This is a genomic window from Nocardioides ungokensis (genome assembly GCF_013466985.1).
In the GTDB taxonomy this organism is placed as follows: Bacteria; Actinomycetota; Actinomycetes; order Propionibacteriales; family Nocardioidaceae; genus Nocardioides; species Nocardioides ungokensis.
On sequence record NZ_CP059164.1, the window covers coordinates 4022031 to 4045966 of the forward strand.

Sequence of the window (23936 nt, forward strand, 5' to 3'; positions counted from 1 at the left end):
CGGTCAGGCGCGCGCTCGGGCGATGGCGTAGAGGGTGACCGAGGCGGCGACCCCCGCGTTCAGGGACTCCAGCTGGTTGGCCATCGGGATCGAGACCAGCTGGTCGCAGGTCTCCGCGACGAGCCGGCCCAGGCCCTTGCCCTCGGAGCCGACGACGACCACGAGCGGCCCGTCAGCGAGGTCGAGGTCGGGCAGCGACACCTCGCCCTCGGCCGCGAGGCCGATCACCATGCAGCCGGCGTCCTGGTAGGCCTTGAGCTGGCGCACCAGGTTGACCGTCTGCGCGATCGGCACCCGGGCGGCGGCTCCGGCGCTGGTCTTCCACGCCGCGGCGGTCATCCCGGCCGCGCGGCGCTCGGGGATCAGCACGCCGTGCGCGCCGAAGCCGGCCGCGGAGCGGACGACCGCACCGAGGTTGCGCGGGTCGGTGACGGAGTCGAGCGCCACGATCAGCGGCGGCTCGCCGAGCTCGGCGGCCCGGTCGAGGAGGTCGTCGGGGTGGGCGTACTCGTAGGACGGCAGCCGCGCGGCCAGGCCCTGGTGGACGGCCCCGCCGGTGAGGCGGTCCATCTCGGTCCGGCTGACCTCGGCCAGGCTGAGGCCCCGCTCCGCGGCGAGCTTGAACGCCTCACGCAGCCGGCCGTCGCGCTCGGCGCCCTCCGCGACGTAGATCCCGGTGACCGGCACGCCCTCGCGGAGCACCTCGACCACGGAGTTGCGCCCGGCCACCCACTCGGCGTCGGTGGAGCCGGTGGTACGCCGCTTCGGGCGTGCCGCGGCGGACTTGTCGACCTTCTGGCGCTGCTTGTAGACCTTGTGGTTGGGGCGGTCCTGGGCCTTGGGCGTGGGGCCCTTGCCCTCGAGACCACGGCGGACGCGACCGCCCGAGCCGGCAGTGGGGTTGCCCTTGCCGGTCTTCTTGATCGCGCCGCGGCGCTGGGAGTTACCTGGCATCAGATGGTCCACTTCGGTCCGTTGGGGGTGTCCTCGACCTCGATGCCCGCGGCCTTGATCTGGTCGCGGATCGCATCGGCTGCGGCGAAGTCCTTCGCCGCGCGCGCCTGGGCGCGCTGGTCGAGCAGGCCGCGGACGAGGGCGTCCACAGCGGTGGTGAGCTTCTGGTCCTGGGCGGCCGCACCAGAGCCGGCGAAGGCCGGGTCCTGCGGGTCGAGCCCGAGCACGTCGAGCATCGCGACGACGGCGGCCGCATGACGGCCCGCCTCCTCGGTCGCCCCCTGCCCGAGCAGGCGGTTGCCCTCGCGCACGCAGTCGAAGAGGACGGCGGTCGCGGCCGGCGTGCCGAGGTCGTCGTCCATGGCTTCCACGAAGGCCTCGGGGAGCTCCCGCACCGCGTCGGCCGGTACGAGGTCACGAGCGCGGTCGAGGAACCCCTCGATCCGGCGGAAGCCGACGGCGGCCTCCTCGAGCGCCTCGAAGCTGAACTCCACGTGGCTGCGGTAGTGCGCGGCGACGAGGTAGTAGCGCAGCTCGACGCCCCGGAAGCGCTGGAGCACCGCCGGGATCGTGAGGCTGTTGCCGAGCGACTTGCTCATCTTCTCGCCGGCGGTGGTGATCCACGCGTTGTGCATCCAGTACGACGCGAACGGGTGCCCGGCCGCGCGGGACTGGGCCTGCTCGTTCTCGTGGTGGGGGAAGCGCAGGTCGACGCCGCCGCCGTGGATGTCGAAGGCCTCGCCGAGGTACTTGCCGGCCATCGCGGAGCACTCGATGTGCCAGCCGGGTCGGCCGCGGCCCCACGGGCTCGGCCAGGAGGCGGTCTCCGGCTCCGACTGCTTGCGACCCTTCCAGAGCGCGAAGTCGCGCGGGTCGCGCTTGCCGCGGGGGTCGGCGTCCTCGGCGGCCTCCATGTCGTCGATGCCCTGCCGGGTCAGCTCGCCGTACTGCGGCCACGAGCGCACGTCGAAGTAGACGTCGCCCGAGCCGTCCTCGGCCGCGTAGGCGTGGCCCTTCTCGATCAGCGTCGCGATCAGCTCGACCATCTCCGGCACGTGGCCGGTCGCGGCCGGCTCGTAGGTCGGCGGCGCGACGTTGAGCGCGGCGTACGCCTTGTCGAGCTCGCGGTGCATGTCGTAGGCGAGGTTGTACCAGGGCCGGCCCTGCTCGGCGGCCTTGATCAGGATCTTGTCGTCGATGTCGGTGATGTTGCGGATGAACGTCACGTCGTAGCCGAGGTGGCGCAGCCAGCGCTGGAGCACGTCGAAGTTGACCCCGGAGCGGACGTGCCCGACGTGCGGCTCGCTCTGCACGGTCAGGCCACACACGTAGAGACCCGCCTTCCCCTCCTCGAGGGGGACGAAGTCACGGACTTCGCGAGTCGCGGTGTCGTACAGCCTGAAGGTCACCCGCTTGATTCTAGAGGTGAGGGGCACTCCGCATCGCATCGCCGGATCCTGTGACTGCTGGGACAGGAGTGACACAGTCGCCCTATCGTGGGCGGGTGCGGAGACCGCTGACGACCCTGCTGGCGACCTGTGTCGCCCTCCCCCCCTCGCGACGCGCGCACCGGCGCCCGCGCCCGCCTCCGCCGCCCCGCCGGGCGAGGGGTCCGCCCGGGTCGTGGCCCGGCCGATCGCCCACACGCAGTGGGACACCACGACCGAGCTGCGGACCGGCACGACGTCGGGTGCGCGGGTCACACGCGGGCGGGTCGAGCTCGACGCGCCGACCGCGCACCGCAGCTACGACGGCAGGCAGTACGACGTGGGCCGGTGGGTCTCGCCGTGGGTCTCCCCCGGCTTCGGGCTGACCCAGCTCGTCTCGTCCTGGTCGGCAACCACGCCCGGAGACAGCTGGCTGGAGGTGCAGGTGCGCGGCCGCGCCGGCGACGGCGGCCTGTCGAGCTGGGACGTGCTCGGCCGCTGGACCTCCGGCGACACGCACACCGTCCGCACCTCCGTCTCCGGGCAGTCCGACGACCTGGCCTCGGTCAACGTCGACACCTGGGTCGCCAGCCGGTCGACCGGCCTCGCGTCGTACCAGGTGCGGGTGCTGCTGCTGCGCCGCACCGGCGCCTCCACGGCGAGCCCGTCGCTCGACCAGGTCGGCGCGATGTCCTCCCGGCTGCCGAGCGGGTCGGTGACCACCTCGGCGTCCGGCCCCGCCAGCAAGGCCGGGACGGTGCTGGACGTGCCCCGCTACTCCCAGATGGCGCACCGCGGCCACTACCCGCGCTGGGGCGGGGGCGGTGAGGCCTGGTGCTCGCCCACGTCGACCTCGATGGTGCTCGGCTACTACGACGCGCTGCCGGACCCCTCGACCTACGCCTGGGTCCCGGCCGGCCACACCGACCCGTGGGTCGACGAGGCCGCGCGGTCGACGTACGACGCGGCGTACCAGGGCACCGGCAACTGGCCCTTCAACACGGCGTACGCCGCCCCGCTCGCGGGCCACGCCTTCGTGACCCGGCTGCGGTCGCTGCGCGAGGCGGAGCTGTTCATCGACGCGGGCATCCCGCTGGTCGCGTCGATCTCGTTCGGCAGCGGCGAGCTGACCGGCGCCCCGATCTCGGCGTCCAACGGCACGCCCGTCGGTGATCGTCGGCTTCCGCACCAACGGCGACGTGGTCGTCAACGACCCGGCCGCCCCGACCCGCTCGGGGGTGCGGCGCACCTACGACCGCGGCCAGTTCGAGAACGCCTGGCTCCCCCGCTCCGGCGGGCTGGTCTACGTGATCCGCGACGACGCCCACCCGCTCCCCGCGGGCGCCCACACCAACTGGTGACGGCCTGCAGGTTTCACCGGCTGACCGGGTACTCCCTTGCTTGTCGGCCACTTCGACGGCCGACAAGCATCGGACTCACCGGCCAGCCGGGTACTCCTGCACGCGGCAGGACCGTCAGACTGAGTACCCGCCGTCCACGTCCAGCTTCTGGCCGGAGATGAACCCGGCCTGGTCGGAGGCGAGGAAGCACACCGCCTCGGCCACGTCGGTGGCGTTGCCGAAGCGGCGCAGCGGGATCGAGAGGCGGGCGGCGTCGAGGACGTCGGGCGCCAGGTCGCCCGAGGAGCGCAGGCGGGCCGCCATGCCGTCGGTGAGCATGCCGGGGCCGACCGCGTTGACCCGGACCCCGAAGCGGCCCTCCTCCACGGCCAGCGCCCGCACCAGCGCCTCGACGGCCGCCTGCGGTGCCGCCGACAGCCCGTCGCGGGCCGGGTAGCGGCTGGTGGCTGCGGTCGTCACCGCCACGACGGAGCCTTGGGTGTGCCGCAGATGCGGCAGCGCGGGCTGGACGACGTTGAAGAAGCCGCTCGCGTCGGCGGCGAGCTGCGCGGCCATGGTCGAGGGCGCCACCGACGAGAGGTGCGCCAGCGGCACGTGCGGCCCGGCGGCGTAGACGAGCGTGTGCAGGCCGGAGTGCTCCTCGGCCACCGCGGTGACCACGTCGGCCGCGGCCTCGTCGCTCATCTGGTCGAGCTCGTGGGCCGAGGCCTTCACGCCCCACTCCCGGGCCGAGGCCGTCGCGGCCTCGGCAGCCTCGGGGTGGGTGCGGTAGGTGAGCGCCACGGCGGAGCCCCGCCGGGCCAGCATCCTCACGATCGCGAGCCCGAGCCCGCCGCTGCCGCCGACGACGAGCGCGGCCCCCGGCCTGTTCCGGAAGTCGCTCATGTCGTGGCCGTGACGTCGATGGTGTGCCAGCCGGTGGACCCGTTGGGGAGGACGCCGCGCTGGACCCCGGTCTGCACCAGCCCGTCCTTGTCGGTCGCGCGGACCCTGAGCGTGTGGTCGCCCGCGTCGAGCGTCACCGTCGTCGCCCACTGGACCCACGAGTCGTCGGTCGGCGGGTGCGAGACGTCGGCGGGCTGCCAGTCATCGCCGTCGACGGCCACCTGCACCGCCTTGATCCCGATGTGCTGGGCCCACGCGACGCCCCCGACGCGCACCCGCCCGGCCGTCACGTCATCCCCCGACCGCGGCACGTCGATGCGCGACGACAGCTTCACGGGACCCTTCTCGCTCCACCCGCGCTCGGTCCAGTACGCCGAGAACCGGGAGAACTGCGTGACCTCCATGTCCACCACCCACTTGCACGCGGACACGTACCCGTAGAGGCCCGGCACAATCGTGCGGACCGGGAACCCGTGGTCGATCGGCAGCGGCTCGCCGTTCATGGCGACCGCCAGCATGGCATCGCGCCCGTCGGTCAGCGCGGACAGCGGCGTGCCGCAGGTCCAGCCGGTGTCGGAGGTCTGCAGCACGGCGTCGGCGTCGGGGTGCACGCCCGCCTCGTGCAGCAGCTCCGAGAGGCGTACGCCGCTCCACCAGGCGTTGCCGATCAGCGGGCCGCCGACGGGGTTGGAGACGCAGTTGAGCGTGATCCAGTCCTCGGTGAGCCGCCGGTCCAGCAGGTCCTGGTAGGTCAGCTCGACCTCACGGTCGACCATGCCGTGGATGCGCAGCTTCCAGTCGACGGGCTGGATCGCCGGCGCCACGATCGAGGTGTCGATCCGGTAGAAGTCGCCGGCCGAGGTGATCCACGACGAGATGCCGTCGAGGCCGATCCGCGCGTGCGTGGGCACGACCGGCGGGGACACCCCCGACAGCTTGAGCAGTCGCCGGGTCTCCTCGACCTGGCGCCGGCCCTGCCCGACCACGCGGCCGAACGCGCTCACGGCGAGCGCGGCCGCGGTGATCACGGCACTGCGCACGAGGAAGCCGCGCCGGGTCGAGCCTGCGGAGGTCGGTGCCACCCGGGCGGGCTCGGCAGCAGTATCGGAGTCAGGATCGGTGGCTGGGTCACCGCCGGGAGCCGCCCCGCCCCGGGCCGCCCGGCGCAGCGGCTCGGTCAGCAGCGACAGGCAGATCAGCCACGTCACGAAGCCGACGGCCACGGGAAGCAGATCGGTGATGCCGGTGTCGTGCTGCAGGCCGACCGCGGTGAACCCGATCGCCGCGAGCACACCGAAGACGATCGCCGGCGCCCACCACGCGCGGGCCGCGAGCCGCCCGGCGTAGGCGAAGAGCAGCGCGGTGACCACCAGGATCACCGTGACCAGGAAGGTCTTGTCGTGGCGGCCCAGGACCTGGATGGCCTGCTCGACCATCGTGCCGGGCGTCTCGCGGATGACCAGCTCGGCGATCGCGACCACCGGCGAGGACCGGATGGTCATCGCCATCGCCACGAAGTAGCTCGTGGCCAGCCCGGCGAAGCCGGCCACCAGGCCGGCCGCGCTCCACGCCCAGCGGTTGCTCTTCACACGAGCGATTGTCCCTCAGGCATGATCCAGTCGTGCCTTACAACCCGCTTACCGTCCGCGTCGGCATCGGCACCGACGTCCACCGGCTCGCCGACGGCGTCCCCATGCACCTCGCCGGGCTCGCCTGGCCCGAGGAGGCCCAGGGCCTGGAGGGCCACTCCGACGCCGACGTCGCCGCCCACGCGGCCTGCGACGCGCTGCTCTCGGCGGCCGGCCTCGGCGACCTCGGCTCCAACTTCGGTACGTCGGACCCGGCCTGGGCCGGTGCGGCCGGGACGGCGATGCTGGCGGAGACCGCCCGGCGGGTGCGCGAGGCGGGTTTCGCGATCGGCAACGTCGCGGTCCAGGTGATCGGCAACCGGCCACGCCTCGCCCCCCGCAAGGCCGAGGCGGAGCGGGCGCTTAGCGAGGCGGTCGGCGCCCCGGTCTCGGTGTCCGCGACCACCACCGACGGCCTGGGCCTCACCGGCCGCGGCGAGGGTGTCGCCGCGGTGGCGACGGCGCTCGTGGCCGCCACGGAGGCCTGACCGGCGCTCGGGGGGTCAGCCCAGCCGGTCGAGCGGCTCCCGGACGTCGTCGCCGCCGACGTCCACGGGGTGCGTGAGGAAGCGGGTAGCGACCAGGTCGACCAGGCAGTGCTGCACACCGATCACGTCGGCCACGATCTCGGCCCCGGTCTCGAGGGACTCCGCGCGGGCGCGCCGGGCGAAGTGTCCCGGTGAGAGCAGGTACGGCGAGACGGCGACCCCGGGCCGGACCACCTCCGCGGGACGGGGGCCTCGGCCCGAGAGGGTGGCGTGCTCGACCGGACCGCCCCACAGGTCGGCCAGCAGGGCGGTGGCGAGCTCGACGTCGGCCTCCGCCTCGGGGTCGGTGGAGCCGGCCGCGACCAGCACCACCGGCTGGCTGGGGCGGGCGCCGGCCTCGACCAGGCGGGTCGCCTGGGCGACCGCGAGGACGCTGTCGGGACCCAGCGGCGGCGCGATCCGGACGGGCGACGTGGACCGGGCCGCGGCCCCGGGCAGGTCGTGACGCACGTGGAAGCCGGTCGAGAGCAGCAGCGGCACCACCACGGTCGGGCCGGTCGCGGAGGCCAGGACGTCGCCGAGCGACGGCTCGCACAGGCTCGACGTACGCCGCCACCGCCGCAACGCCCAGCGAGCGGGCGACCATCGCGGTGAGGGTTCGGGCGACGTCGTTGCCGGGCCCGTGCCGGGTGCCGTGGGCGACGGTCACGAGCGTGGTCACGGGGTGACCACCAGGCGGTAGCCGCGCTTGACGACGGTCTGCACCAGCCGGGTCCCGATGGACGCCCGCACCCGGGCCACCGCCATCTCGACGGCGTGCTCGGAGGTGGCGAGGCCGCTGGGCAGGGCCGCAAGAAGCTCGGGCCGGGAGACCACGTGGCCCGGGTTGACCGCCAGGGCCTGGAGCACGGCCAGGGGAGCCGCCGACAGCCGCACCTCGACCCCGTCGAGCAGCACCCGGTCCCCGTGCAGCAGCAGCTGGTGGCCGGCCACCTCCAGGGCCGTCCCGCAGCGGCGGGCCGGGAGCTCGGTCTCCATCAGCTTGACCATCGCCGCCAGCCGGGACCGCTCGGGCCGGATGGTCGGCACCCCCCACATCTCGAAGGCCGCGGAGGTCACCGGCCCGACGCAGGTCGCGACGACGTCGGCCTGGAACGCCGCTGCCACCTCGTCGCGGCGCCCGGTCACGCCCGCGGCGTCCATCAGCGCCGCGACCGCCGGCGCCGAGGTGAACGTGACGGCGTCCAGCTTGCGGTCGGCGACCAGGTCGACCATCCGGAACATCGGCGCGGGGTCCTCGGCGCCGGCCACCCGGTAGACCGTGACCACGGTGACGTCCGCGCCCTGCCGGCGCAGCGCGTGGGCGACCATCGACAGCGACTGGCCGTGCTCCTGCACCACGATCCGGAGGCCGGTGAGGTCGCGGCCACGCAGGTGCGCCAGGACGTCCTCGAAGCACTCGGACTCCGGCGCCCAGAGCTCGCGCAGCCCCTGCGCGCGCAGGGCACCGACGCTCTTCGGGCCGCGGGCCAGGATCTCGGCGCCGCCGATGGCGGCGACCAGCTCCGCGCACCGGCCCCAGCGCGTCGCCGCCTCGAACCACGCCTTCATCCCGATCCCCGTCGTGGCCAGGAACATGTCGACCGGCCGCGAGAGCACCTCGTCGGTGGCCGCGTGCAGCTCGTCGTCATCGACGTGGTTGGGGTCCAGGGAGAGCGCCGGCGCCCACTCGACGCGCGCGCCGCGGCGCTCGAGGAGGCCCGTCTGCTCGTCGACCTTGCGGGCCGCGGTGACGCCGACCAGGAAGCCCTCCAGCGGGCCGCCGGTCATGCCGCGTCCGACTTGCGGTGGCCGACGAGGACCACGCCCTCGACGACCCGCACGTCGTACGCCGGCACCGAGACGTGCGCGTCGTCGAGGCAGCGCCCGCTGCGCAGGTCGAAGGCGTGCTTGTGCATCGGCGAGGCGACGAACGGCACGTCGCCGCGGGTGCCGACGATGCCGCGGGCCAGGACCGAGGCCTTGGCGAACGGGTCGTGGTTGCCCAGCGCGTAGACCTCGTCGTCGTGGGTGCGGAAGATCGCGATCGCCTGGCCGTGGACGAGAGCGGTGGCGCCGCGCTCGACCTCCAGCTCGGCCACCCGGCAGACCGGCTGCCAGTCGTCGGTGCCGCAATCGTGCGGGGGCGCCTGGGTCATGGCGCCCCCACCGGGATGGTGGCGGCGAGCACGACCGGCTCGCCGGCGACCTCCGGTCGGATCTGGCCGCGCTCGGTGCCGAAGGAGATGTTGGGGTCGGGGGTGTCCGGGGCGTTCACGAACGACACGAACCGGGCCAGCTTGTCGGGGTCCTCCACGGTCGCCTTCCACTCGTCGAAGTACGACCCGACGTGGCGGGTCATGGCCTCCTCGAGCTCCGCGCTGAGCCCGAGGGAGTCGTCCACCACCACCGCCCGGACCCGGTCCAGGCCCCCGTCTAGGGAGTCGATCCAGGCGGCGGTGCGCTGCAGCCGGTCGGCCGTGCGGACGTAGTACATGAGGAAGCGGTCGAGGTAGCGCACCAGCGTGTCGGTGTCGAGGTCGCCCGCCAGCAGCCGCGCGTGGGCGGGGTTGGCCCCGCCGTTGCCGCCGACGTAGAGGTTCCAGCCCTTCTCGGTGGCGATCACGCCGAAGTCCTTCGCCCGTGCCTCGGCGCACTCGCGCGCGCAGCCGGAGACCCCGCCCTTGAGCTTGTGCGGCGAGCGCAGCCCGCGGTAGCGCAGCTCGAGCTGGATGGCCAGGCTCGTGGAGTCCTGGACGCCGTAGCGGCACCAGGTCGAGCCCACGCACGACTTCACGGTGCGCAGCGACTTGCCGTAGGCGTGGCCGGACTCGAAGCCCGCGTCGACGAGCCGTCGCCAGATCGCCGGCAGCTCCTCCATCCGGGCCCCGAAGAGGTCGATCCGCTGCCCGCCGGTGATCTTGGTGTAGAGCCCGAAGTCGCGGGCCACCTCGCCGATGACGATCAGCTTCTCCGGGGTGATCTCGCCGCCGGGGATCCGCGGCACGACCGAGTAGGTGCCGTTGCGCTGGATGTTGGCGAGGTAGGCGTCGTTGGTGTCCTGCAGCGGCGCGGTCTCCTCCGCCAGCACGTGGCCGTTGAACTGGCTGGCCAGGATGCTGGCGATCGCGGGCTTGCACACGTCGCACCCGCGCCCCCGGCCGTGCGCCTCGACCAGGTCGTCGAAGCGCCGGTAGCCGTGCACGGCCACGAGGTCGAAGAGCTCCTGGCGGGTCAGCGCGAAGTGCTCGCACAGGCCCTTGTCGACGACCTTGCCCTGCCGGGCGAACCAGTCCTCGATGAGCGTCTTGACCATCGGCTTGCAGGACCCGCAGGTGCTGCCGGCCCGGGTCGTGCCCTCCGCCTCGGCCGCCGCGAGGATCTGGCCCTTGGTGACGTCGTTGCAGGAGCAGACCTGCGCCTCGTCGGGCATCGCCGTCGGGCCGGTGGCCGCTCCGCCGCGGGCCGCCGGGAGGATCAGCTCCTCGGGGTTGGCGGGCAGCGCGATGCCGCTGGCCACCATCGGCCGCAGCACGCCGTACGCCGAGGCGTCGCCGACCAGGATCCCGCCGAGCAGCCGGGACCCGTCCTCGGTCACCACGAGCTTCTTGTAGACCCCGCCGACGGCGTCCGCGAAGACCAGCTCCAGCGCGCCGTCGGTCGAGGCGAAGGCGTCGCCGAACGACGCGACGTCCACCCCGAGGAGCTTGAGCTTGGTTGACATGTCGGCGCCGGTGAAGGTGCCCGGCCCGTCGAGCAGCGCGTCGACCACGACCTCGGCCATGGCGTAGCCGGGGGCGACCAGGCCGTACATCCGGCCCCCCGGTGCCGCGCACTCGCCGATCGCGAAGACCCGATCGTCGGAGGTCCGGCACTGCTCGTCGACCAGGACGCCACCACGCTCAGCGACCTCGAGCCCGGACTCGCGGGCCAGCTGGTCGCGCGGCCGGATCCCGGCCGAGAACACCACCAGGTCGGTCCCGATCTCGCCGTCGGCCGTCTGCAGGGCCTCGACCCGGCCGTCTCCGGTGATCGCCCTCGTCGCGGCCCCGGCGTGCACCGTGACCCCGAGCTTCTCGATGTGCCGCACCAGGGCGCTGCCCGCGCCGTCGTCGAGCTGGACCGGCATCAGCCGCGGCGCCATCTCGACCACGTGGGTCTCCAGGCCGAGCTGGACCAGCGCGTTGGCCGCCTCCAGCCCCAGCAGGCCGCCCCCGATCACGACCCCCCGTGTGGCCGTGATCGAGGCGTCCCGGATCGCTTCGAGGTCCTCGATGGTGCGGTAGACGAAGCAGCCGTCGAGGTCGCGGCCCTCGACGGGCGGCACGAACGGCGCGGCCCCGGTGGCCAGCACCAGCGCGTCGTAGGCCAGCACCTCGCCGTCCGACAGCGCCACGGTCCGGGTGTCCCGGTCCAGCCCAGTCACGGTGGTGCCGAGGACGAGCCGCACCCGCGGGTCGTCGTACCTGCCCTCGCGGAGCAGCGAGAGCTCGTCGGCGGACTCGACCGAGAAGAAGGACGTGAGCGAGACCCGGTCGTAGGCCGGCCGCGGCTCCTCCCCCACGATCACCAGGTCGTAGGTCTCGGTGAGTCCGCGCTCGATCGCGGCCTGCACGAAGCGGTGGCCCACCATGCCGTGACCGGCCACGACCAGCGTCTTGCGGCGCCGGTTGCTGGAGAGGTGCGTCATCGGGTGTGTCCCTTCTGGTTCGTCGAACGTAGGCCGACTGTGTTGAGGTCCTGTTTCGGCGTGTAACAGCCGTGAAAACGCTTCTGGTCGGGCTCGTCAGGCGGGTGCCGTCGCCGGCTCGAGCAGGCGGCGTACGACGGGCGCGCAGCCGCCGCAGCCGGTGGTGGCCCGGGTGGTGCTCCGGACCTCCTCGAGGCCGGCGCAGGCCCGCACCCGCCCGGCGGTGACCCCGGCGCAGGCACACACCTCGACGTCGTCGTCGAGCCGGGCCGGGGACGCGTCCTCGGTGGTGCCGGAGGTCTCGGGGGCGAGGAGCTCGCCGGGCTCGTGCGGACCGAGGACGGTGCGCCGGTCGTAGTGCTGGGTGATCAGGCCGACCCGCGACAGGTCCCCGACGAGCGCGGCGGCGACGATGACGCCGTCGCGGACCACGAGCCGGCGGTGACTGCCGGCCAGCGGGTTGGTCATCTCGACGACCTCGCCGTCGGTGCGCTCGGGGTCGCCGAGCACGGCCACGTCCAGCCCGGTGGCGCGCAGCCGCGCGACGGTGCGGGACTCGGCGTACTCCTCGGTCCCGCCGGCCAGCAGCCCGGCCAGCGCCGAGGCCTGCTCCCAGGCCGGGGGCACGAACCCGGTGGTCACGCCGCGACGCTCCGCGCAGTCGCCGATCGCGTGGACCCGGTCGTCGGTGACGGAGGCCAGCCGGCCGTCGACCACGACCCCGCGCCGCACCAGGAGGCCGGCTCGGCGTGCCAGGGCCGTGGACGGGCGGCCGCCGCGGCGAGGACGACCAGGTCGGTCGCGAGGGTGAAGCCGTTGTCGAGGCTGAGACCGGTGGTCGGCCCCTCGCCGCTCAGGCGTACGGCGCGGGTGCCCGTGTAGACCTCGGTGCCGAGGCGGCGCAGGTCGCGGGCGAGGATCCGGCCGCCGGGGGTGCCGAGCTGGCGGGAGAGCAGGTGCTCGGTGCCCTCCACCACCTCGGTCACGACCCCGCGGACGGTGAGCGCCCGGGCGACCTGGAGGCCGAGCAGACCGCCGCCCACGACCACCGCGCGGGTCCGCCCCGGCGCTCGGGAGGACACCGCCGCCTCGAGCCGGTCGCAGTCGGCCAGGCTGCGGAAGGCGTTCACCGCCGGGTGCAGCCGGCCGTCCATCCGCACCAGCCCGCGGATCGGTGGGAGGGTGGGGATGCTGCCGGTGGCCAGCACCAGCCGGTCGTAGGCCAGCTGCTCGTGGCCCGGCCGATCGCCGACGGCCAGCATCACCTCGCGACGGCCCCGGTCGAGGTCGAGGACCCGGCAGCCGAGCCGGACCGTGAGCCTCTCGGGGTCGTGGGCCAGGGGGTCCGCCAGGGCGATCGCGTCCCGCGGGTGGGTGCCCTCCAGCACCGCGCTGAGCAGGATCCGGTTGTACGCCGGGGTGTCCTCGTCGCCGAGGACGGTGACGTGGCCGTCGTACCCCCGGGCGAGGAGCTCCTCGACCAGCCGGGTGGCGGCCATCCCGTTGCCGACGACCACCAGCCGCTCGCGGGTCATGACGCCTCCACGGCGGCCGCGCACACCTTGAACTCCGGCATCCGGCTGGACGGGTCGAGGGCGTCGTTGGTGAGCCGGTTGGCGCCGACCCAGTGGAAGGGCACGAAGACGGTGTCCGGGCGGATGGTGGTGACCACCCGGGCGGGGGCGGTCATCGAGCCGCGGCGGGTGGTGATGCGGGTCGGGGCGCCGTCGGTGACCCCGAGCCGTCCGGCGAGGCTGGGGTGCAGCTCGACGAACGCACCGTCGTCGGGGAGGGCGCGCACCCGGCGGGTCTGGGCGCCGGACTGGTACTGCCCCAGCACCCGGCCGGTGGTCAGGTGGACGGGGTAGTCGGCGCAGGCCTGCTCGGCGGCGCCCCGGTGCTCGACGGTGTGGAACCGTGCGCGCCCGTCGGGGGTCGCGAAGCAGTCGAGGAACATCCGGGCGTGCCGGGGTGGTCCGGTGCCGGGCAAGGCCAGAACACGCCCCGCTCCGCACGGATCCGCTCGTAGGTGATGCCGGCGTAGTCGGCCCGCCCACCGGCCGACGCGCGGCCGAGCTCGCTGAAGACCTGCTCGGGTCGGTGTCGAACGGGACCGGCGAGCCGAGGCGCTCGGCCAGGCCGTGCAGGACGTCGAGGTCGCTGCGGACGCCGGCCGGCGGGGAGCTCGCCCGCTGCCGCAGGATCACGCGACCCTCCAGGTTGGTCATCGTGCCGGTCTCCTCGGCCCACTGGGTGACCGGCAGAACGACGTCGGCGAGGGCCGCGGTCTCCGAGAGCACGATGTCGGCGACGACCAGCAGGTCGGTCGAGCGACTCCAGCCGCCGTCGGACGTGGGTGGCGTTCGGCGCCGAGACGACGACGTTGCTGCCGAAGACCAGCAGCGCGCGCGGGCCGGTGTCGGTGCCGAGCGCCTCGAGGAGCTCGTACGCCGAGCGGCCCTTGCCCGGCAGGGACTCCGTCGGCACGCCCCACACCCCGGCGACGTGCTCGCGCGCGACGGGGTCGTCGATCATCCGGTAGCCGGGCAGCTGGTCGGCCTTCTGCCCGTGCTCGCGGCCGCCCTGCCCGTTGCCCTGGCCGGTGAGGCAGCCGTAGCCGCCGTACGCCCGCCCGCACTGGCCGAGCGCGAGGGCCACGTTGATCCAGGCCAGGACCGTGTCGGTGCCCTGGCTGTGCTGCTCGGCCCCGCGGGCGGTCAGGACCATCGCCCGCGGCGCGCCCGCGAGCACCCGCACCAGCTCGCGCAACTCGTCGACGGCCACCCCCGTGACGCGCTCGACCCGCTCGGGCCACCACCCGGCCACGGAGCGTCGTACGCCGTCGAAGCCGGTGGTGCGGGCTGCGACGAACTCCTCGTCGACGTGGCCGCCCGCGACCAGCAGGTGCAGCACGCCCAGCGCGAGGGCGAGGTCGGTGCCGGGGACCGGCTGGAGCAGCAGGTCCGCGCGGTCGGCGGTCGGGGTGCGACGCGGGTCGACCACCACGACCGTGCCGCCGCGCTCGCGGAGCGCGTCGAGGTGGCGAGCCGCCGGCGGCATCGTCTCGGCGAGGTTGGAGCCCACCAGGACGACCACGTCGGTCTGCTCGAGGTCGGCCAGCGGGAACGGCAGCCCCCGGTCGACCCCGAACGCCCGCGTGCCGGCGGTCGCCGCGGAGGACATGCACCAGCGGCCGTTGTAGTCGATCTGGCTGGTGCCCAGCGCGACCCGGGCGAACTTGCCGAGCTGGTAGGCCTTCTCGTTGGTCAGCCCGCCGCCGCCGAAGACCGCCACCGAGTCGGGTCCCCGCTCGGCCCGCAGGGCGGTGAGCCGGTCCGCGACCAGGTCGAGCGCCTCGTCCCACGACGCGGGCCGCAGCTCGCCGGTGGCCCGGTCGCGCAGCAGCGGGGTCGTGAGGCGCTCGCGGTGCCCGACCAGGCCGGCGGCGTTCCAGCCCTTGCGGCACAGCGCGCCCTGGTTGACCGGGAACTCCTCCCAGGCCTGCACCTGCGGGACCCCCGGGGCGGACTGCGTTGGTTGAGGAGGGCCCCCCGGGGCCCGTCTCGAAACCAGCCGCATGCCGCACTGCAGCGAGCAGTAGGGGCAGTGGGTCTCGGTCATCTCAGATCCGGGCCTCGGCGAGTCCGGCGACGCGGGCCACCGACGCCCTGCGGACGTAGACCGCCCAGGTGACGGCCAGGCAGAGCACGTAGAAGAGCGTGAAGGCGACCAGCGAGGTCCGGACCGCCTGGACCGGGTCGTCGATCCACGGGGCACCGAACGCGAGCGGGATCAGGAACCCGCCGACCGCGCCGACCGCGGAGGCGATGCCGATGACCCCCGAGGCCTGCCGGGTGTCGTGCTTCCAGATCACCGGGATCATCCGGAACGTCGAGCCGTTTCCGATCCCGGTCGCCGCGAAGACGAACAGGAAGGCCACCAGGAACCACGGGAACATCCCGGTGTTGTGGGTGGCGATCGTCGGGTCCTGGGTGGGGTTCGGGGTGAGCTGCGCGAGCGTGGCGAGCACGCCGAGGGTGCCGAGGATCATCGCGCCGAAGGTGACCAGGGTGACCCGGGCGCCGCCGTACCTGTCGGCGAGCCAGCCGCCGAGGGGCCGCGTGACCGAGCCGACCAGGGCGCCGAGGAAGGCGTAGTAGGCGAAGTTGATGCCGGTGCCGGCGGGCAGCGGGGTGGGCACGTAGAACTCGAGCTTGATCAGCAGCGGCAGCGCGGCGGAGTAGCCGATGAACGAGCCGAAGGTGCCGATGTAGAGCAGCGCCATCACCCAGGTGTGCCGGTGCTTCACGACCGCTGCCACGTCACGGGCGTTGGAGCGGGCCGAGGACAGGTTGTCCATGAGGAAGAACGCCATGACGGCGGCCACGACGGCGAGCCCGGCGTACAGGTAGCCCGCCCGCTCCAGGTGGATCCCGCCGGTGCTCGCGGTGACCAGCCCGAAGAGGCCCGCGCCGCCGACCACGATCGGCAGGCCGAGCTGGAGCACGGCGACGCCGATGTTGCCGCCGGCCGCGTTGAGCCCGAGCGCCAGCCCCTTGCGCTTGGCGGGGAAGAAGAAGTTGATGTTGGCCATCGAGGAGGCGAAGTTGCCGCCGCCCACGCCGGCGGTGGCGGAGATCAGCACGAACGCCCAGTACGGCGTGCTCGGGTGCTGCACGGCGACCGCGAAGAGCAGCGTGGGCACGAGCAGCAGCAGCGCGCTCACGACCGTCCAGTTCCGGCCGCCGAACCGCGGGACCGCGAAGGTGTAGGGCAGCCGGAGCAGGGAGCCGACGAGGTTCGGGACCGCCACGAGGAGGAACAGCTGGGAGACGGAGAAGTCGAACCCCATCTTGGCCAGCATCGCGGCACTGACGCTCCAGAAGAGCCAGACCGAGAAGCCGAGGTGTTCGGCGAGGATCGACCAGGTCAGGTTGCGGCGGGCGACCTGCCTGCCTCCCGCCTCCCAGAACTCGGGGTCCTCGGGCCGCCAGTCGTCGATCCAGCGGCCGGTGCGGTGCCCGGCGGTGGCGGCCGGGGAGTCGGTCACGGACATGAGTGCTCCTGTGGGGTGTGGTCTGCGTCGGGACCACTCTCGGGAGCCGAGGTTTCGCCACCGCCGTCACGCGGTCTCGCCGACGTCAGCTTGTCCTCACGGCCTCACGGACCTCACGTCCTCACGGCTCACCGGCCGGCCTCGGCGACCGCCCGGCTGCATACACTCCCGGCATGCCCGCCGCCGTCGTGATCCTCGCCGCCGGCTCCGGGAGCCGGGTGGGGGCCGAGGTCAACAAGGTCCTGCTGCCCCTGGGGGACGCCCCCGTGGTGGCGTGGTCGGTGCGAACGGCGCTGGCCGTGGCCGACGTGCGCCGGGTGGTGCTGGTGGTGCGGCCGGGTGAGGAGGAGGCGTTGGCGGAAGCGGTCGCCCCCGAGCTCGGCGACCGGGAGGTCCTGGTCGTCGCCGGCGGGGCCAGCCGGCACGCCTCGGAGTGGAACGCGCTGCGCGTGCTCGCTCCGGACATCGAGGCGGGCGATGTGGACGTGGTGGCCGTCCACGACGGGGCCCGGCCGCTGGCGGCGGTCGCACTGTTCGAGGAGACGATCGCCGCCGCCCGCGAGCACGGCGGGGCGATCCCCGTCGTCGCGCTGGGCTCGCTGCTGACGACCGACGCCCGGCGGTGCCCGGCGCGATGGCCGGCGTGCAGACCCCGCAGGCCTTCCGGGCCGCCGACCTGCTCGCGGCCTACCGGCGCGCCGAGGCAGACGCCTTCGAGGGGACCGACACCGCGTCCTGCCTCGAGCGGTACGCCCACCTGCCCGTCGCCGCCGTGCCGAGCACCCCGCTGAACCTGAAGATCACCTTCCCCGAGGACGTCGAGCTCGCGGCCCGGCTCACCGACTGAGCGGCAACCTCTGGGGTAGTCCGTGACGTTTCTGCTGTGGAGAACGCCGTTTCCACAACCGAAGCGTCACGGACTACCGCGCGGTCAGCGCCTCCAGCAGCCGTACGTCGTCCTCCGAGGCGACCCGGCGGCCCGAGGGAGGGGCCGCGACCAGCTCGACCGGGAACAGCTCACGCAGCGCCGCCACCAGGGCGGCGAAGTCCAGCGTGGGCAGCCGGTCCAGGGCGGCCACGACCGAGGGCGGCAGCACGATCGGGGAGGCGACCGAGACCAGCGCGGTCCGGTCGATGGTCTCCCCCACCCGGTCGCCGGACACTGACTTCACCGTGTCGGTGACCGGGCGCACGCCGACCACGACGACGTCGCGCTCCACCGCGTCGGCCACGCAGGCGGCGATGAACGACGCCGGCACCATCGGGCACAGGGAGTCGTGCAGGACGAAGGGCTCGCCCGACTCGACCAGGCCGGGCCACTCGGTGCCGAGGTCGGCCGGCGTCACGCCCGCATCGCCCAGCGCCCAGGCGGCGCAGGTCACCAGGGCCTCGCCGTGGATGAGCGCGAACGGGAGGGAGCCGCGCCCCTGCTCCACCACCGACCCGAGCGCGGGGATCGGATCCAGGTCCGGAACGTCATACGAATCGTGCGTCATAGGGCACACAACGTATGACGTCCACCCCACAAATGCGACGAGTCCCCGGGTGGTTCACCCGGGGACTCGTCGGTGAGGCTTCAGGAAGCGAGGACCTCGTCGAGGATCGCTTCGGCCTTGTCCTCGTTCGTGTGCTCGGCCAGCGCCAGCTCGGAGACGAGGATCTGGCGCGCCTTGGCCAGCATCCGCTTCTCGCCGGCAGAGAGGCCGCGGTCACGCTCGCGGCGCCACAGGTCGCGGACGACCTCCGCCACCTTCATGACGTCGCCGCTGTGCAGCTTCTCGAGATTGGCCTTGTAGCGGCGCGACCAGTTGGTCGGCTCCTCGACGTGCGCGGCACGGAGGACGTCGAACACACGGTCGAGACCCTCCTTGTCGACAACGTCACGAACCCCGACCAGATCGAGGTTGCAGGCCGGAACTCGCACGACCAGGTCCTGCTGGGCGACGATCCGCAGAACGAGGTACTGCCGGTCCTCTCCCTTGATCTTCCGCATCTCGATGTCCTCGATGACTGCGGCCCCGTGATTTGGATAGACGACCGTTTCGCCGACGGTGAAAGTCATGTGTCAGGTACCCCTTCCTAGGTGACTAGTCTAACACGGGTTCGAAGGAGCTCCTTCGGCGTTTGTGCAGGTCAGAGCCACAATGCGGGCTTGACAGAAACGCTGTTCCTGTGGTGGGCGGGCTCCGGGCCCGTCCAGGACACCCACCCCGCGCCGGTCCAATGCCGACACGGTGAGGTCCGGTGGTCGATACTGCCGGGCATGGCCATCATCAAGCGGGCGCGCGCGGAGAGGTCCGGGGCGGAGGACACCCCCGCCGAGACCCCCACGCCGCCGGCCGCACAGCCACAGCGCCGCGCGCCCGGACGCTCGCGGGTGACCTCCTCGTGGCCCGTGCTCCTGCTCCGCACCGCCCACCCCCGCCAGGCGCTGCTGACCGCCGTCGGGGTCTCCGTCGCCGCGGCCCTCGCGGGGCGGCCGCTGCGCGAGATCGGGCTGGTGCTGGCCACCGTGCTGGTCGGTCAGGCCGTCCTCGGCTGGCACAACGACCTCGTCGACCGGGAGCGCGACCAGCGCCACGACCCGGACGGCAAGCCGATCGCCGGCGGCCTGCTCGACGCCGGTACGGCGTGGTTCGCCCTGGTCTGCGGCCTGCTGCTCGTCGTACCTCTCTCCGTGTCGAACGGCGTCACGGCCGGCAGCGCCTACCTGATCTCCCTGGTCGTCGGCCTGCTGGGCAACGTGCTGCTCCGACGCGGGCTGCTCTCGTGGCTGCCCTGGGCGGTGTCCTTCGCGCTGTACCCGGCCTTCCTCTCCTACGGGGCTGGGACGGCAGCGCCTCGGGCAGCCCGCCCGAGATCTCCATGACGGTGCTGGCGGCGCTCCTCGGCGTCGGCGCCCACTTCCTGCGGGCGCTGCCCGGGCTGGTCGCCGACCACGAGGACGGCTGGCGCAGCCTGCCCCTGCGGGTGGCGCTGCGGACCGGGGCGACGAGGCTCCTGATCATCTCGCTGGCGTGGACGGCCCTGGTGGTGGCCGGCCTCCTGGTCACCGGCGACCTCGTCGGCCTCTCCCAGTAGGACCGGCTCCCGACGGGCGGCCGCCGACCACCCCCAGCGGCGCCGTACGGGACCGCTAGGCTGTGCCCGAACCGTGCACCGCACACCGCGTACCGGCGCCGCCGACAGACGGCTCGCCGACGACCTGCGAAGGCCTTGAAGATGCACCTGCGACGCAACCCCAGCCGCACGCTCCGCCGTTCCGTGGCGGTCGCCCTGGGCGGGCTCGTCCTCGCCAGCCCGCTGCTCACGTCGTGCGGCTTCAACTACGCGACCGACCGGGTCTACACCCCGGCGGCAGGCGTGAACAACCGCGACGCCTCCGTCGACGTCCTCGGCGCCGTCATCGTCTCGGCGCAGGACGACTCCGGCACCTTCATCGCCACCTTCTCCAACAACGACCACACGAAGAAGGCCACCGTCGACACGATCACCGGTGGCAACGGCAGCAGCCTGCAGGTCGCGAACTTCAAGCCGATCAGCCTCGACCCGGGCGGGCTGGTCAACCTCGCCACCGCCGGCGGCGTCCCCGTCTCCGGCACCTTCAAGGCCGGCGACCTGGTCGACATGACCATCACGTTCGGCAACGGCGAGCGGGCCGACCTCAGCGTCCCGGTCGTCACCGACTCCGGCGACTACGCGGGCCTCGACATCTCGAGCAGCACCGCCACCCCGTCGGAGTCCCCGTCGGACAGCTCCTCGGCGTCGCCCTCGGGCAGCGCGTCGGAGTCGCCCTCGGAGTCCCCGTCCGCCTCTGCCTCGGAGTGACCATGACCCACACGCTCGTCCTGCTCCGCCACGGCGAGAGCGAGTGGAACGCCAAGAACCTCTTCACCGGCTGGGTCGACGTCGCCCTGAGCGAGAAGGGCGAGGCCGAGGCGGTCCGCGGCGGCGAGCAGCTGCGCGAGGCCGGGCTGCTGCCCGACGTGGTGCACACCTCGCTCCAGCGCCGGGCCATCAACACCGCGGCCCTCGCGCTCGACGCCGCCGACCGGCACTGGATCCCGGTGCGCCGCTCATGGCGGCTCAACGAGCGCCACTACGGCGCGCTGCAGGGCAAGGACAAGAAGCAGACGCTCGAGCAGTACGGCGAGGAGCAGTTCATGCTCTGGCGCCGCAGCTTCGACGTGCCGCCGCCCCCGCTGGAGGACGACAGCGAGTTCTCCCAGGTGGGCGACCCGCGCTACGCCGACCTCGGCGACGAGATGCCCCGCACCGAGTGCCTCAAGGACGTCATCGCCCGGATGCTGCCCTGGTGGGAGTCGGGCATCGTCCCCGACCTGCGGGCCGGGCACACCGTCCTGGTCGCCGCGCACGGCAACAGCCTGCGCGCGATCGTCAAGCACCTCGACCAGATCAGCGACGAGGACATCGCGGGCCTGAACATCCCCACCGGGATGCCGCTGGTCTACCGCCTCGACGAGCAGCTGCGCCCGACCGTGACCGGCGGCGAGTACCTCGACCCCGAGGCCGCCGCCGCAGCCGCCGCAGCCGTGGCCAACCAGGGTCGCTGAGCAGGAGCGAGCCAGGAAGGAGCTCGCCCCGTGGGCTCTGCGAGATCGAGCGAGCCCCGCGACCGAGGGACGAGGTCGCGACGGGCGTGTCGAGATCCGCGGGTCCTCAGACGTCGACGGCGCGCGGGTTCTGCCCGGTGACCACGAAGACCACCCGGTTGGCCACCGAGACGGCGTGGTCGGCGATCCGCTCGTAGTAGCGACCGAGCAGGGCCACGTCGACGGCCGCCTCGACCCCGTGGCTCCACTCGTCGGAGAGCAGCTCGGTGAAGGACGTGCGCCGCAGCTGGTCCATCTCCTCGTCGTCGCGGCCGAGCTTGATCGCGGCCTCGACGTCACGCGCGGTGATGATCTGCAGCAGCTGGGCGACCATGTCCTCGGCGACCTCCGCCATCCGCGACATGGTGGGGCGCACCTCCTCAGGGACGGCGACGTACGGCGTCCGCAGCCGCGCGATCTTCGCGACGTGCACCGACAGGTCGCCCATCCGCTCGAGCTCGCTGACCATCCGCAGCGCGGCGACGATGGTGCGCAGGTCGCCGGCCACCGGCTGCTGCAGCGACAGCAGGGAGAACGCCTTGTCCTCCACCCGCTCGCGCGCCCGGTCGATCTCGACGTCGCCACTGATCACCCGCTCGGCGATCTCGGCGTCGCCGGTCAGCAGCGCCGAGGTGGCCTGGCGGACGGCGTCCTCGACCCTGCCGGCGATGCCGCTGAGGTCGTCGAAGACGGAGTCGAGCTGTTCATGAAAGGCCTCTCGCATGCGGGGGAGCCTAGGTGCGCCGGGTGACAGGCCGGGGCCGCAGCATGAACGCGGGGTGAACGTTTCGAAGCCCGTGGTCGGTGCGTCAACAGCAGGTGAATGCCTGCGTACTCTTGTGGCCGTGGATCCGACGACGCAGGCATTCCTCGCTGCGCTGATCGGGGCGATCGTCGCCGGTGGAGCCGTGCTCGCGTGGCACGTCAGCGACCGGCAGCAGCGCCAGACGACTCCCATCGAGGAGCCCGTCGTGCCCCCGGGCGTCGCGACGGTCCTCTCGGTGCTGCGCTCCAGCGCCGTGGTGGTCGACGACAACGACGTGGTGCTCAAGGCCTCCGCCCCGGCGTACGCCCTCGGCCTGGTGCGCGGCACCGCGCTCGCCTCCGACGACCTCGCCGACCTGGTGCGTCAGGTCCGCCGCGACGGCCAGATCCGCGAGATCGAGATCCAGATGTCGCGCAGCGGCATGCCGTCGCGCCACGTCACCGCCCGCGTCGCGCCGCTCGGCTCCCGCCTGGTCCTCGCGCTGGTCGAGGACCGCACCCGCGAGCGCCGGGTCGAGGCCGTACGCCGCGACTTCGTGGCCAACGTCAGCCACGAGCTCAAGACCCCCGTGGGCGCCATCCGGCTGCTCGCCGAGGCCGTGCACGACGCCGCCGAGGACCCCGAGGCCGTCAAGCGCTTCGCGGGCCGGATGCTCCTCGAGAGCGACCGGCTCTCGCGGCTGGTGCAGCAGGTGATCGAGCTGTCCCGGCTCCAGGGCGACGACCCGCTCGAGGCCCCGATGCCGGTCTCGGTCGACGACGTGATCGCCGTGGCCGTGGACACCTCCGCGATCGACGCCGACTCCAAGCGCATCTCGATCGTCACCGGCGGCACCGCCGGTCTCGAGATCCTCGGCAACCCCGAGCAGGTCACCGCCGCGGTGGCCAACCTGGTCGCGAACGCCGTGTCGTACTCCGGCTGTGACTCCACCGTGCTGGTGACCACGAAGGCCGACAACGGCAACGTCGAGGTCTCCGTGGTCGACCAAGGCATCGGCATCCCGGAGCGCGAGATCGACCGGATCTTCGAGCGCTTCTACCGGGTCGACCCGGCCCGCCACCGGTCCACCGGCGGCACCGGCCTCGGCCTGTCCATCGTCAAGCACGTCGCCGCGACACACGGAGGCGACGTCAGGGTGTGGTCCGTGGAGGGCCAGGGGTCTACGTTCACCCTGTCCCTCCCGCGCATCCCCGAGACTTCCCAGCCCCACGAGCAAGCCAACCAGCAGGGCAGAGACCAGGAGGCAGGCCGGTGACCCGCGTACTCGTCGTCGAGGACGAAGAGAGCTACAGCGAGGCTCTCGCGTACATGCTGCGCAAGGAGGGTTTCGAGGTCGCCATCGCCGCCGACGGCAACGACGCCCTCACGGAGTTCGACCGCAACGGCGCGGACATCGTGCTGCTCGACCTGATGCTGCCCGGCATCCCCGGCACGGAGGTGTGCCGGCAGATCCGGCAGACCTCCAGCGTCCCGGTGATCATGGTGAGCGCCAAGGACGACGAGGTCGACAAGGTGGTCGGGCTGGAGCTCGGCGCCGACGACTACGTCACCAAGCCCTACTCCCCCCGTGAGCTGGTGGCCCGGATCCGTGCGGTCCTGCGGCGCGGTGTCGGGGACGCCGACCTCGAGCCGGCCACCCTGGAGGCCGGTCCGGTCCGGATGGACGTCGAGCGGCACGTGGTGACCGTGGACGGGCAGGAGCAGCGGCTGCCGCTCAAGGAGTTCGAGCTGCTCGAGATGTTCCTGCGCAACCCCGGTCGGGTGCTCACCCGCGGCCAGCTCATCGACCGGGTGTGGGGGTCGGACTACGTGGGCGACACCAAGACCCTCGACGTCCACGTGAAGCGGCTGCGCGCCAAGCTCGAGCCGGACCCGGGCGAGCCGAAGTACCTCGTGACCGTGCGGGGGCTGGGTTACAAGCTCGACCTGTAGGGCGGCGTCCTGCTTGCAGGACTCACCGCCCGCACGATGTCCCACCAGTCACGGCAGTCTCGAAAAGTACTTTCGCGCAACTCTGGTCACGCAGCCC

At 73.1% G+C, this 23936-nt stretch carries 24 protein-coding genes and 3 pseudogenes; 10 read left to right on the forward strand and 17 right to left on the reverse strand.

All coding sequences use genetic code 11. From position 1 onward, the window contains the following. Nucleotides 1-3 precede the first annotated feature (3 nt). Nucleotides 4-954, reverse strand: coding sequence for a 23S rRNA (guanosine(2251)-2'-O)-methyltransferase RlmB (rlmB, locus tag H0S67_RS19895; RefSeq protein ID WP_180934441.1), 951 nt, complete (start codon nucleotides 952-954; stop codon nucleotides 4-6). Then, nucleotides 954-2363 carry a cysteine--tRNA ligase gene (gene cysS / locus H0S67_RS19900; protein ID WP_180934442.1) on the reverse strand — a complete coding sequence of 470 codons (1410 nt, stop codon included), beginning with the start codon at nucleotides 2361-2363 and terminating at the stop codon, nucleotides 954-956. Before cysS ends, rlmB begins: the two co-directional genes overlap by 1 nt. A 214-nt stretch (nucleotides 2364-2577) precedes the next feature. Here cysS and H0S67_RS19905 point away from each other — a divergent pair, with 214 nt between their 5' ends. Then, on the forward strand, nucleotides 2578-3903 hold the full coding sequence (locus H0S67_RS19905; RefSeq protein ID WP_180934443.1) for a C39 family peptidase: 1326 nt from the start codon (nucleotides 2578-2580) through the stop codon (nucleotides 3901-3903). On the opposite strand, the gene H0S67_RS19910 is transcribed toward H0S67_RS19905, so the two are convergent. Both H0S67_RS19910 and H0S67_RS19915 read right to left on the reverse strand, forming a co-directional pair. Further along, nucleotides 3857-4627 carry an SDR family NAD(P)-dependent oxidoreductase gene (locus tag H0S67_RS19910; protein ID WP_180934444.1) on the reverse strand — a complete coding sequence of 257 codons (771 nt, stop codon included), beginning with the start codon at nucleotides 4625-4627 and terminating at the stop codon, nucleotides 3857-3859. The genes H0S67_RS19905 and H0S67_RS19910 overlap by 47 nt on opposite strands. Continuing rightward, nucleotides 4624-6216 (reverse strand): molybdopterin-dependent oxidoreductase, encoded by a 1593-nt coding sequence (locus tag H0S67_RS19915; RefSeq protein WP_246354906.1) that lies wholly within the window; start codon nucleotides 6214-6216, stop codon nucleotides 4624-4626. The genes H0S67_RS19910 and H0S67_RS19915 overlap by 4 nt, the downstream gene beginning before the upstream one ends. A 32-nt stretch (nucleotides 6217-6248) precedes the next feature. Here H0S67_RS19915 and ispF point away from each other — a divergent pair, with 32 nt between their 5' ends. Continuing rightward, nucleotides 6249-6743 (forward strand): 2-C-methyl-D-erythritol 2,4-cyclodiphosphate synthase, encoded by a 495-nt coding sequence (gene ispF / locus H0S67_RS19920; protein ID WP_180934445.1) that lies wholly within the window; start codon nucleotides 6249-6251, stop codon nucleotides 6741-6743. A gap of 15 nt (nucleotides 6744-6758) precedes the next feature. On the opposite strand, the gene H0S67_RS19925 is transcribed toward ispF, so the two are convergent. The 10 genes and pseudogenes from H0S67_RS19925 to H0S67_RS19955 form a co-directional block, all read right to left on the reverse strand. After that, nucleotides 6759-7367, reverse strand: a complete 609-nt coding sequence (locus tag H0S67_RS19925) for a sirohydrochlorin chelatase (protein ID WP_180934446.1) — start codon at nucleotides 7365-7367, stop codon at nucleotides 6759-6761. Nucleotides 7368-7460: 93 nt separating this feature from the next. Next, on the reverse strand, nucleotides 7461-8573 hold the full coding sequence (locus tag H0S67_RS19930) for a uroporphyrinogen-III synthase (RefSeq protein WP_180934447.1): 1113 nt from the start codon (nucleotides 8571-8573) through the stop codon (nucleotides 7461-7463). Then, nucleotides 8570-8941, reverse strand: coding sequence for a nitrite reductase small subunit NirD (gene nirD, locus H0S67_RS19935; RefSeq protein ID WP_180934448.1), 372 nt, complete (start codon nucleotides 8939-8941; stop codon nucleotides 8570-8572). The genes H0S67_RS19930 and nirD overlap by 4 nt, the downstream gene beginning before the upstream one ends. Then, on the reverse strand, nucleotides 8938-11472 hold the full coding sequence (nirB, locus tag H0S67_RS19940) for a nitrite reductase large subunit NirB (RefSeq protein ID WP_180934449.1): 2535 nt from the start codon (nucleotides 11470-11472) through the stop codon (nucleotides 8938-8940). Before nirB ends, nirD begins: the two co-directional genes overlap by 4 nt. A 96-nt stretch (nucleotides 11473-11568) precedes the next feature. Beyond that, entirely contained in the window at nucleotides 11569-12114 is a 546-nt protein-coding gene (locus H0S67_RS25985) for a (2Fe-2S)-binding protein (RefSeq protein WP_246354907.1), read from the reverse strand. Beyond that, nucleotides 12111-13007 (reverse strand): FAD-dependent oxidoreductase, encoded by an 897-nt coding sequence (locus tag H0S67_RS25990; RefSeq protein WP_246354908.1) that lies wholly within the window; start codon nucleotides 13005-13007, stop codon nucleotides 12111-12113. The genes H0S67_RS25985 and H0S67_RS25990 overlap by 4 nt, the downstream gene beginning before the upstream one ends. Further along, on the reverse strand, nucleotides 13004-13429 hold the full coding sequence (locus H0S67_RS27585) for a molybdopterin oxidoreductase family protein (RefSeq protein WP_343050193.1): 426 nt from the start codon (nucleotides 13427-13429) through the stop codon (nucleotides 13004-13006). Before H0S67_RS27585 ends, H0S67_RS25990 begins: the two co-directional genes overlap by 4 nt. A 229-nt stretch (nucleotides 13430-13658) precedes the next feature. Then, nucleotides 13659-13772, reverse strand: a pseudogene (locus H0S67_RS27590) (molybdopterin-dependent oxidoreductase); the annotation flags it as partial. An 88-nt stretch (nucleotides 13773-13860) separates the two neighbouring features. Continuing rightward, a pseudogene (locus tag H0S67_RS27595) lies at nucleotides 13861-15093 on the reverse strand (molybdopterin oxidoreductase family protein); the annotation flags it as partial. A gap of 1 nt (nucleotide 15094) precedes the next feature. Then, the gene (locus H0S67_RS19955; protein ID WP_180934450.1) at nucleotides 15095-16528 is read right to left on the reverse strand and encodes an MFS transporter; all 1434 of its coding nucleotides are present in this window, start codon (nucleotides 16526-16528) and stop codon (nucleotides 15095-15097) included. A 173-nt stretch (nucleotides 16529-16701) separates the two neighbouring features. Here H0S67_RS19955 and H0S67_RS26955 point away from each other — a divergent pair. Continuing rightward, nucleotides 16702-17061, forward strand: a pseudogene (locus H0S67_RS26955) (IspD/TarI family cytidylyltransferase); the annotation flags it as partial. Nucleotides 17062-17162: 101 nt separating this feature from the next. After that, a complete protein-coding gene (locus H0S67_RS26960) occupies nucleotides 17163-17375 on the forward strand; it encodes an IspD/TarI family cytidylyltransferase (protein WP_281368900.1) in 213 nt (70 codons plus the stop codon). 73 nt (nucleotides 17376-17448) lie between these two features. Here the strand turns inward: H0S67_RS26960 and H0S67_RS19965 are convergent, their stop codons facing one another. Next, entirely contained in the window at nucleotides 17449-18024 is a 576-nt protein-coding gene (locus H0S67_RS19965) for a 2-C-methyl-D-erythritol 4-phosphate cytidylyltransferase (RefSeq protein ID WP_180934451.1), read from the reverse strand. Between the two features lie 80 nt (nucleotides 18025-18104). Then, nucleotides 18105-18590 carry a CarD family transcriptional regulator gene (locus tag H0S67_RS19970; RefSeq protein WP_180934452.1) on the reverse strand — a complete coding sequence of 162 codons (486 nt, stop codon included), beginning with the start codon at nucleotides 18588-18590 and terminating at the stop codon, nucleotides 18105-18107. 201 nt (nucleotides 18591-18791) lie between these two features. Between H0S67_RS19970 and H0S67_RS19975 the strand changes: the two genes are divergently transcribed. The 4 genes from H0S67_RS19975 to H0S67_RS19990 all read left to right on the forward strand — a co-directional run bounded on the left by H0S67_RS19975 (nucleotide 18792) and on the right by H0S67_RS19990 (nucleotide 21102). Then, nucleotides 18792-19397 (forward strand): UbiA prenyltransferase family protein, encoded by a 606-nt coding sequence (locus H0S67_RS19975; protein ID WP_180934453.1) that lies wholly within the window; start codon nucleotides 18792-18794, stop codon nucleotides 19395-19397. Continuing rightward, nucleotides 19394-19609, forward strand: coding sequence for a hypothetical protein (locus H0S67_RS19980; RefSeq protein ID WP_180934454.1), 216 nt, complete (start codon nucleotides 19394-19396; stop codon nucleotides 19607-19609). Before H0S67_RS19975 ends, H0S67_RS19980 begins: the two co-directional genes overlap by 4 nt. Before the next feature lie 141 nt (nucleotides 19610-19750). After that, nucleotides 19751-20356 (forward strand): hypothetical protein, encoded by a 606-nt coding sequence (locus tag H0S67_RS19985; RefSeq protein WP_180934455.1) that lies wholly within the window; start codon nucleotides 19751-19753, stop codon nucleotides 20354-20356. 2 nt (nucleotides 20357-20358) lie between these two features. Next, entirely contained in the window at nucleotides 20359-21102 is a 744-nt protein-coding gene (locus H0S67_RS19990; RefSeq protein WP_180934456.1) for a phosphoglyceromutase, read from the forward strand. A gap of 106 nt (nucleotides 21103-21208) precedes the next feature. Here the strand turns inward: H0S67_RS19990 and phoU are convergent, their stop codons facing one another. Next, a complete protein-coding gene (phoU, locus tag H0S67_RS19995) occupies nucleotides 21209-21865 on the reverse strand; it encodes a phosphate signaling complex protein PhoU (protein ID WP_180934457.1) in 657 nt (218 codons plus the stop codon). A 121-nt stretch (nucleotides 21866-21986) separates the two neighbouring features. Between phoU and H0S67_RS20000 the strand changes: the two genes are divergently transcribed. Together H0S67_RS20000 and H0S67_RS20005 are read left to right on the forward strand one after the other, a co-directional pair. Next, nucleotides 21987-23162: a sensor histidine kinase gene (locus H0S67_RS20000; RefSeq protein WP_180934458.1), complete on the forward strand. Its 1176-nt coding sequence runs from the start codon at nucleotides 21987-21989 to the stop codon at nucleotides 23160-23162. Then, nucleotides 23159-23839 (forward strand): response regulator transcription factor, encoded by a 681-nt coding sequence (locus H0S67_RS20005; RefSeq protein WP_180934459.1) that lies wholly within the window; start codon nucleotides 23159-23161, stop codon nucleotides 23837-23839. Before H0S67_RS20000 ends, H0S67_RS20005 begins: the two co-directional genes overlap by 4 nt. The last annotated feature ends 97 nt before the right edge of the window (nucleotides 23840-23936 follow it).

What these genes read in the sequence shown, in the direction of transcription:
- rlmB (WP_180934441.1), bottom strand. Translation starts at nt 954, where the DNA reads ATGCCAGGTAACTCCCAGCGCCGCGGCGCGATCAAGAAGACCGGCAAG.
- H0S67_RS19910 (WP_180934444.1), bottom strand. Translation starts at nt 4,627, where the DNA reads ATGAGCGACTTCCGGAACAGGCCGGGGGCCGCGCTCGTCGTCGGCGGC.
- H0S67_RS19930 (WP_180934447.1), bottom strand. Translation starts at nt 8,573, where the DNA reads ATGACCGGCGGCCCGCTGGAGGGCTTCCTGGTCGGCGTCACCGCGGCC.
- nirD (WP_180934448.1), bottom strand. Translation starts at nt 8,941, where the DNA reads ATGACCCAGGCGCCCCCGCACGATTGCGGCACCGACGACTGGCAGCCG.
- nirB (WP_180934449.1), bottom strand. Translation starts at nt 11,472, where the DNA reads ATGACGCACCTCTCCAGCAACCGGCGCCGCAAGACGCTGGTCGTGGCC.
- H0S67_RS25990 (WP_246354908.1), bottom strand. Translation starts at nt 13,007, where the DNA reads ATGACCCGCGAGCGGCTGGTGGTCGTCGGCAACGGGATGGCCGCCACC.
- H0S67_RS27585 (WP_343050193.1), bottom strand. Translation starts at nt 13,429, where the DNA reads ATGTTCCTCGACTGCTTCGCGACCCCCGACGGGCGCGCACGGTTCCAC.
- H0S67_RS19955 (WP_180934450.1), bottom strand. Translation starts at nt 16,528, where the DNA reads ATGTCCGTGACCGACTCCCCGGCCGCCACCGCCGGGCACCGCACCGGC.
- H0S67_RS26960 (WP_281368900.1), top strand. Translation starts at nt 17,163, where the DNA reads ATGGCCGGCGTGCAGACCCCGCAGGCCTTCCGGGCCGCCGACCTGCTC.
- H0S67_RS19965 (WP_180934451.1), bottom strand. Translation starts at nt 18,024, where the DNA reads ATGACGCACGATTCGTATGACGTTCCGGACCTGGATCCGATCCCCGCG.
- H0S67_RS19970 (WP_180934452.1), bottom strand. Translation starts at nt 18,590, where the DNA reads ATGACTTTCACCGTCGGCGAAACGGTCGTCTATCCAAATCACGGGGCC.
- H0S67_RS19975 (WP_180934453.1), top strand. Translation starts at nt 18,792, where the DNA reads ATGGCCATCATCAAGCGGGCGCGCGCGGAGAGGTCCGGGGCGGAGGAC.
- H0S67_RS19980 (WP_180934454.1), top strand. Translation starts at nt 19,394, where the DNA reads ATGACGGTGCTGGCGGCGCTCCTCGGCGTCGGCGCCCACTTCCTGCGG.
- H0S67_RS19985 (WP_180934455.1), top strand. Translation starts at nt 19,751, where the DNA reads ATGCACCTGCGACGCAACCCCAGCCGCACGCTCCGCCGTTCCGTGGCG.
- H0S67_RS19990 (WP_180934456.1), top strand. Translation starts at nt 20,359, where the DNA reads ATGACCCACACGCTCGTCCTGCTCCGCCACGGCGAGAGCGAGTGGAAC.
- phoU (WP_180934457.1), bottom strand. Translation starts at nt 21,865, where the DNA reads ATGCGAGAGGCCTTTCATGAACAGCTCGACTCCGTCTTCGACGACCTC.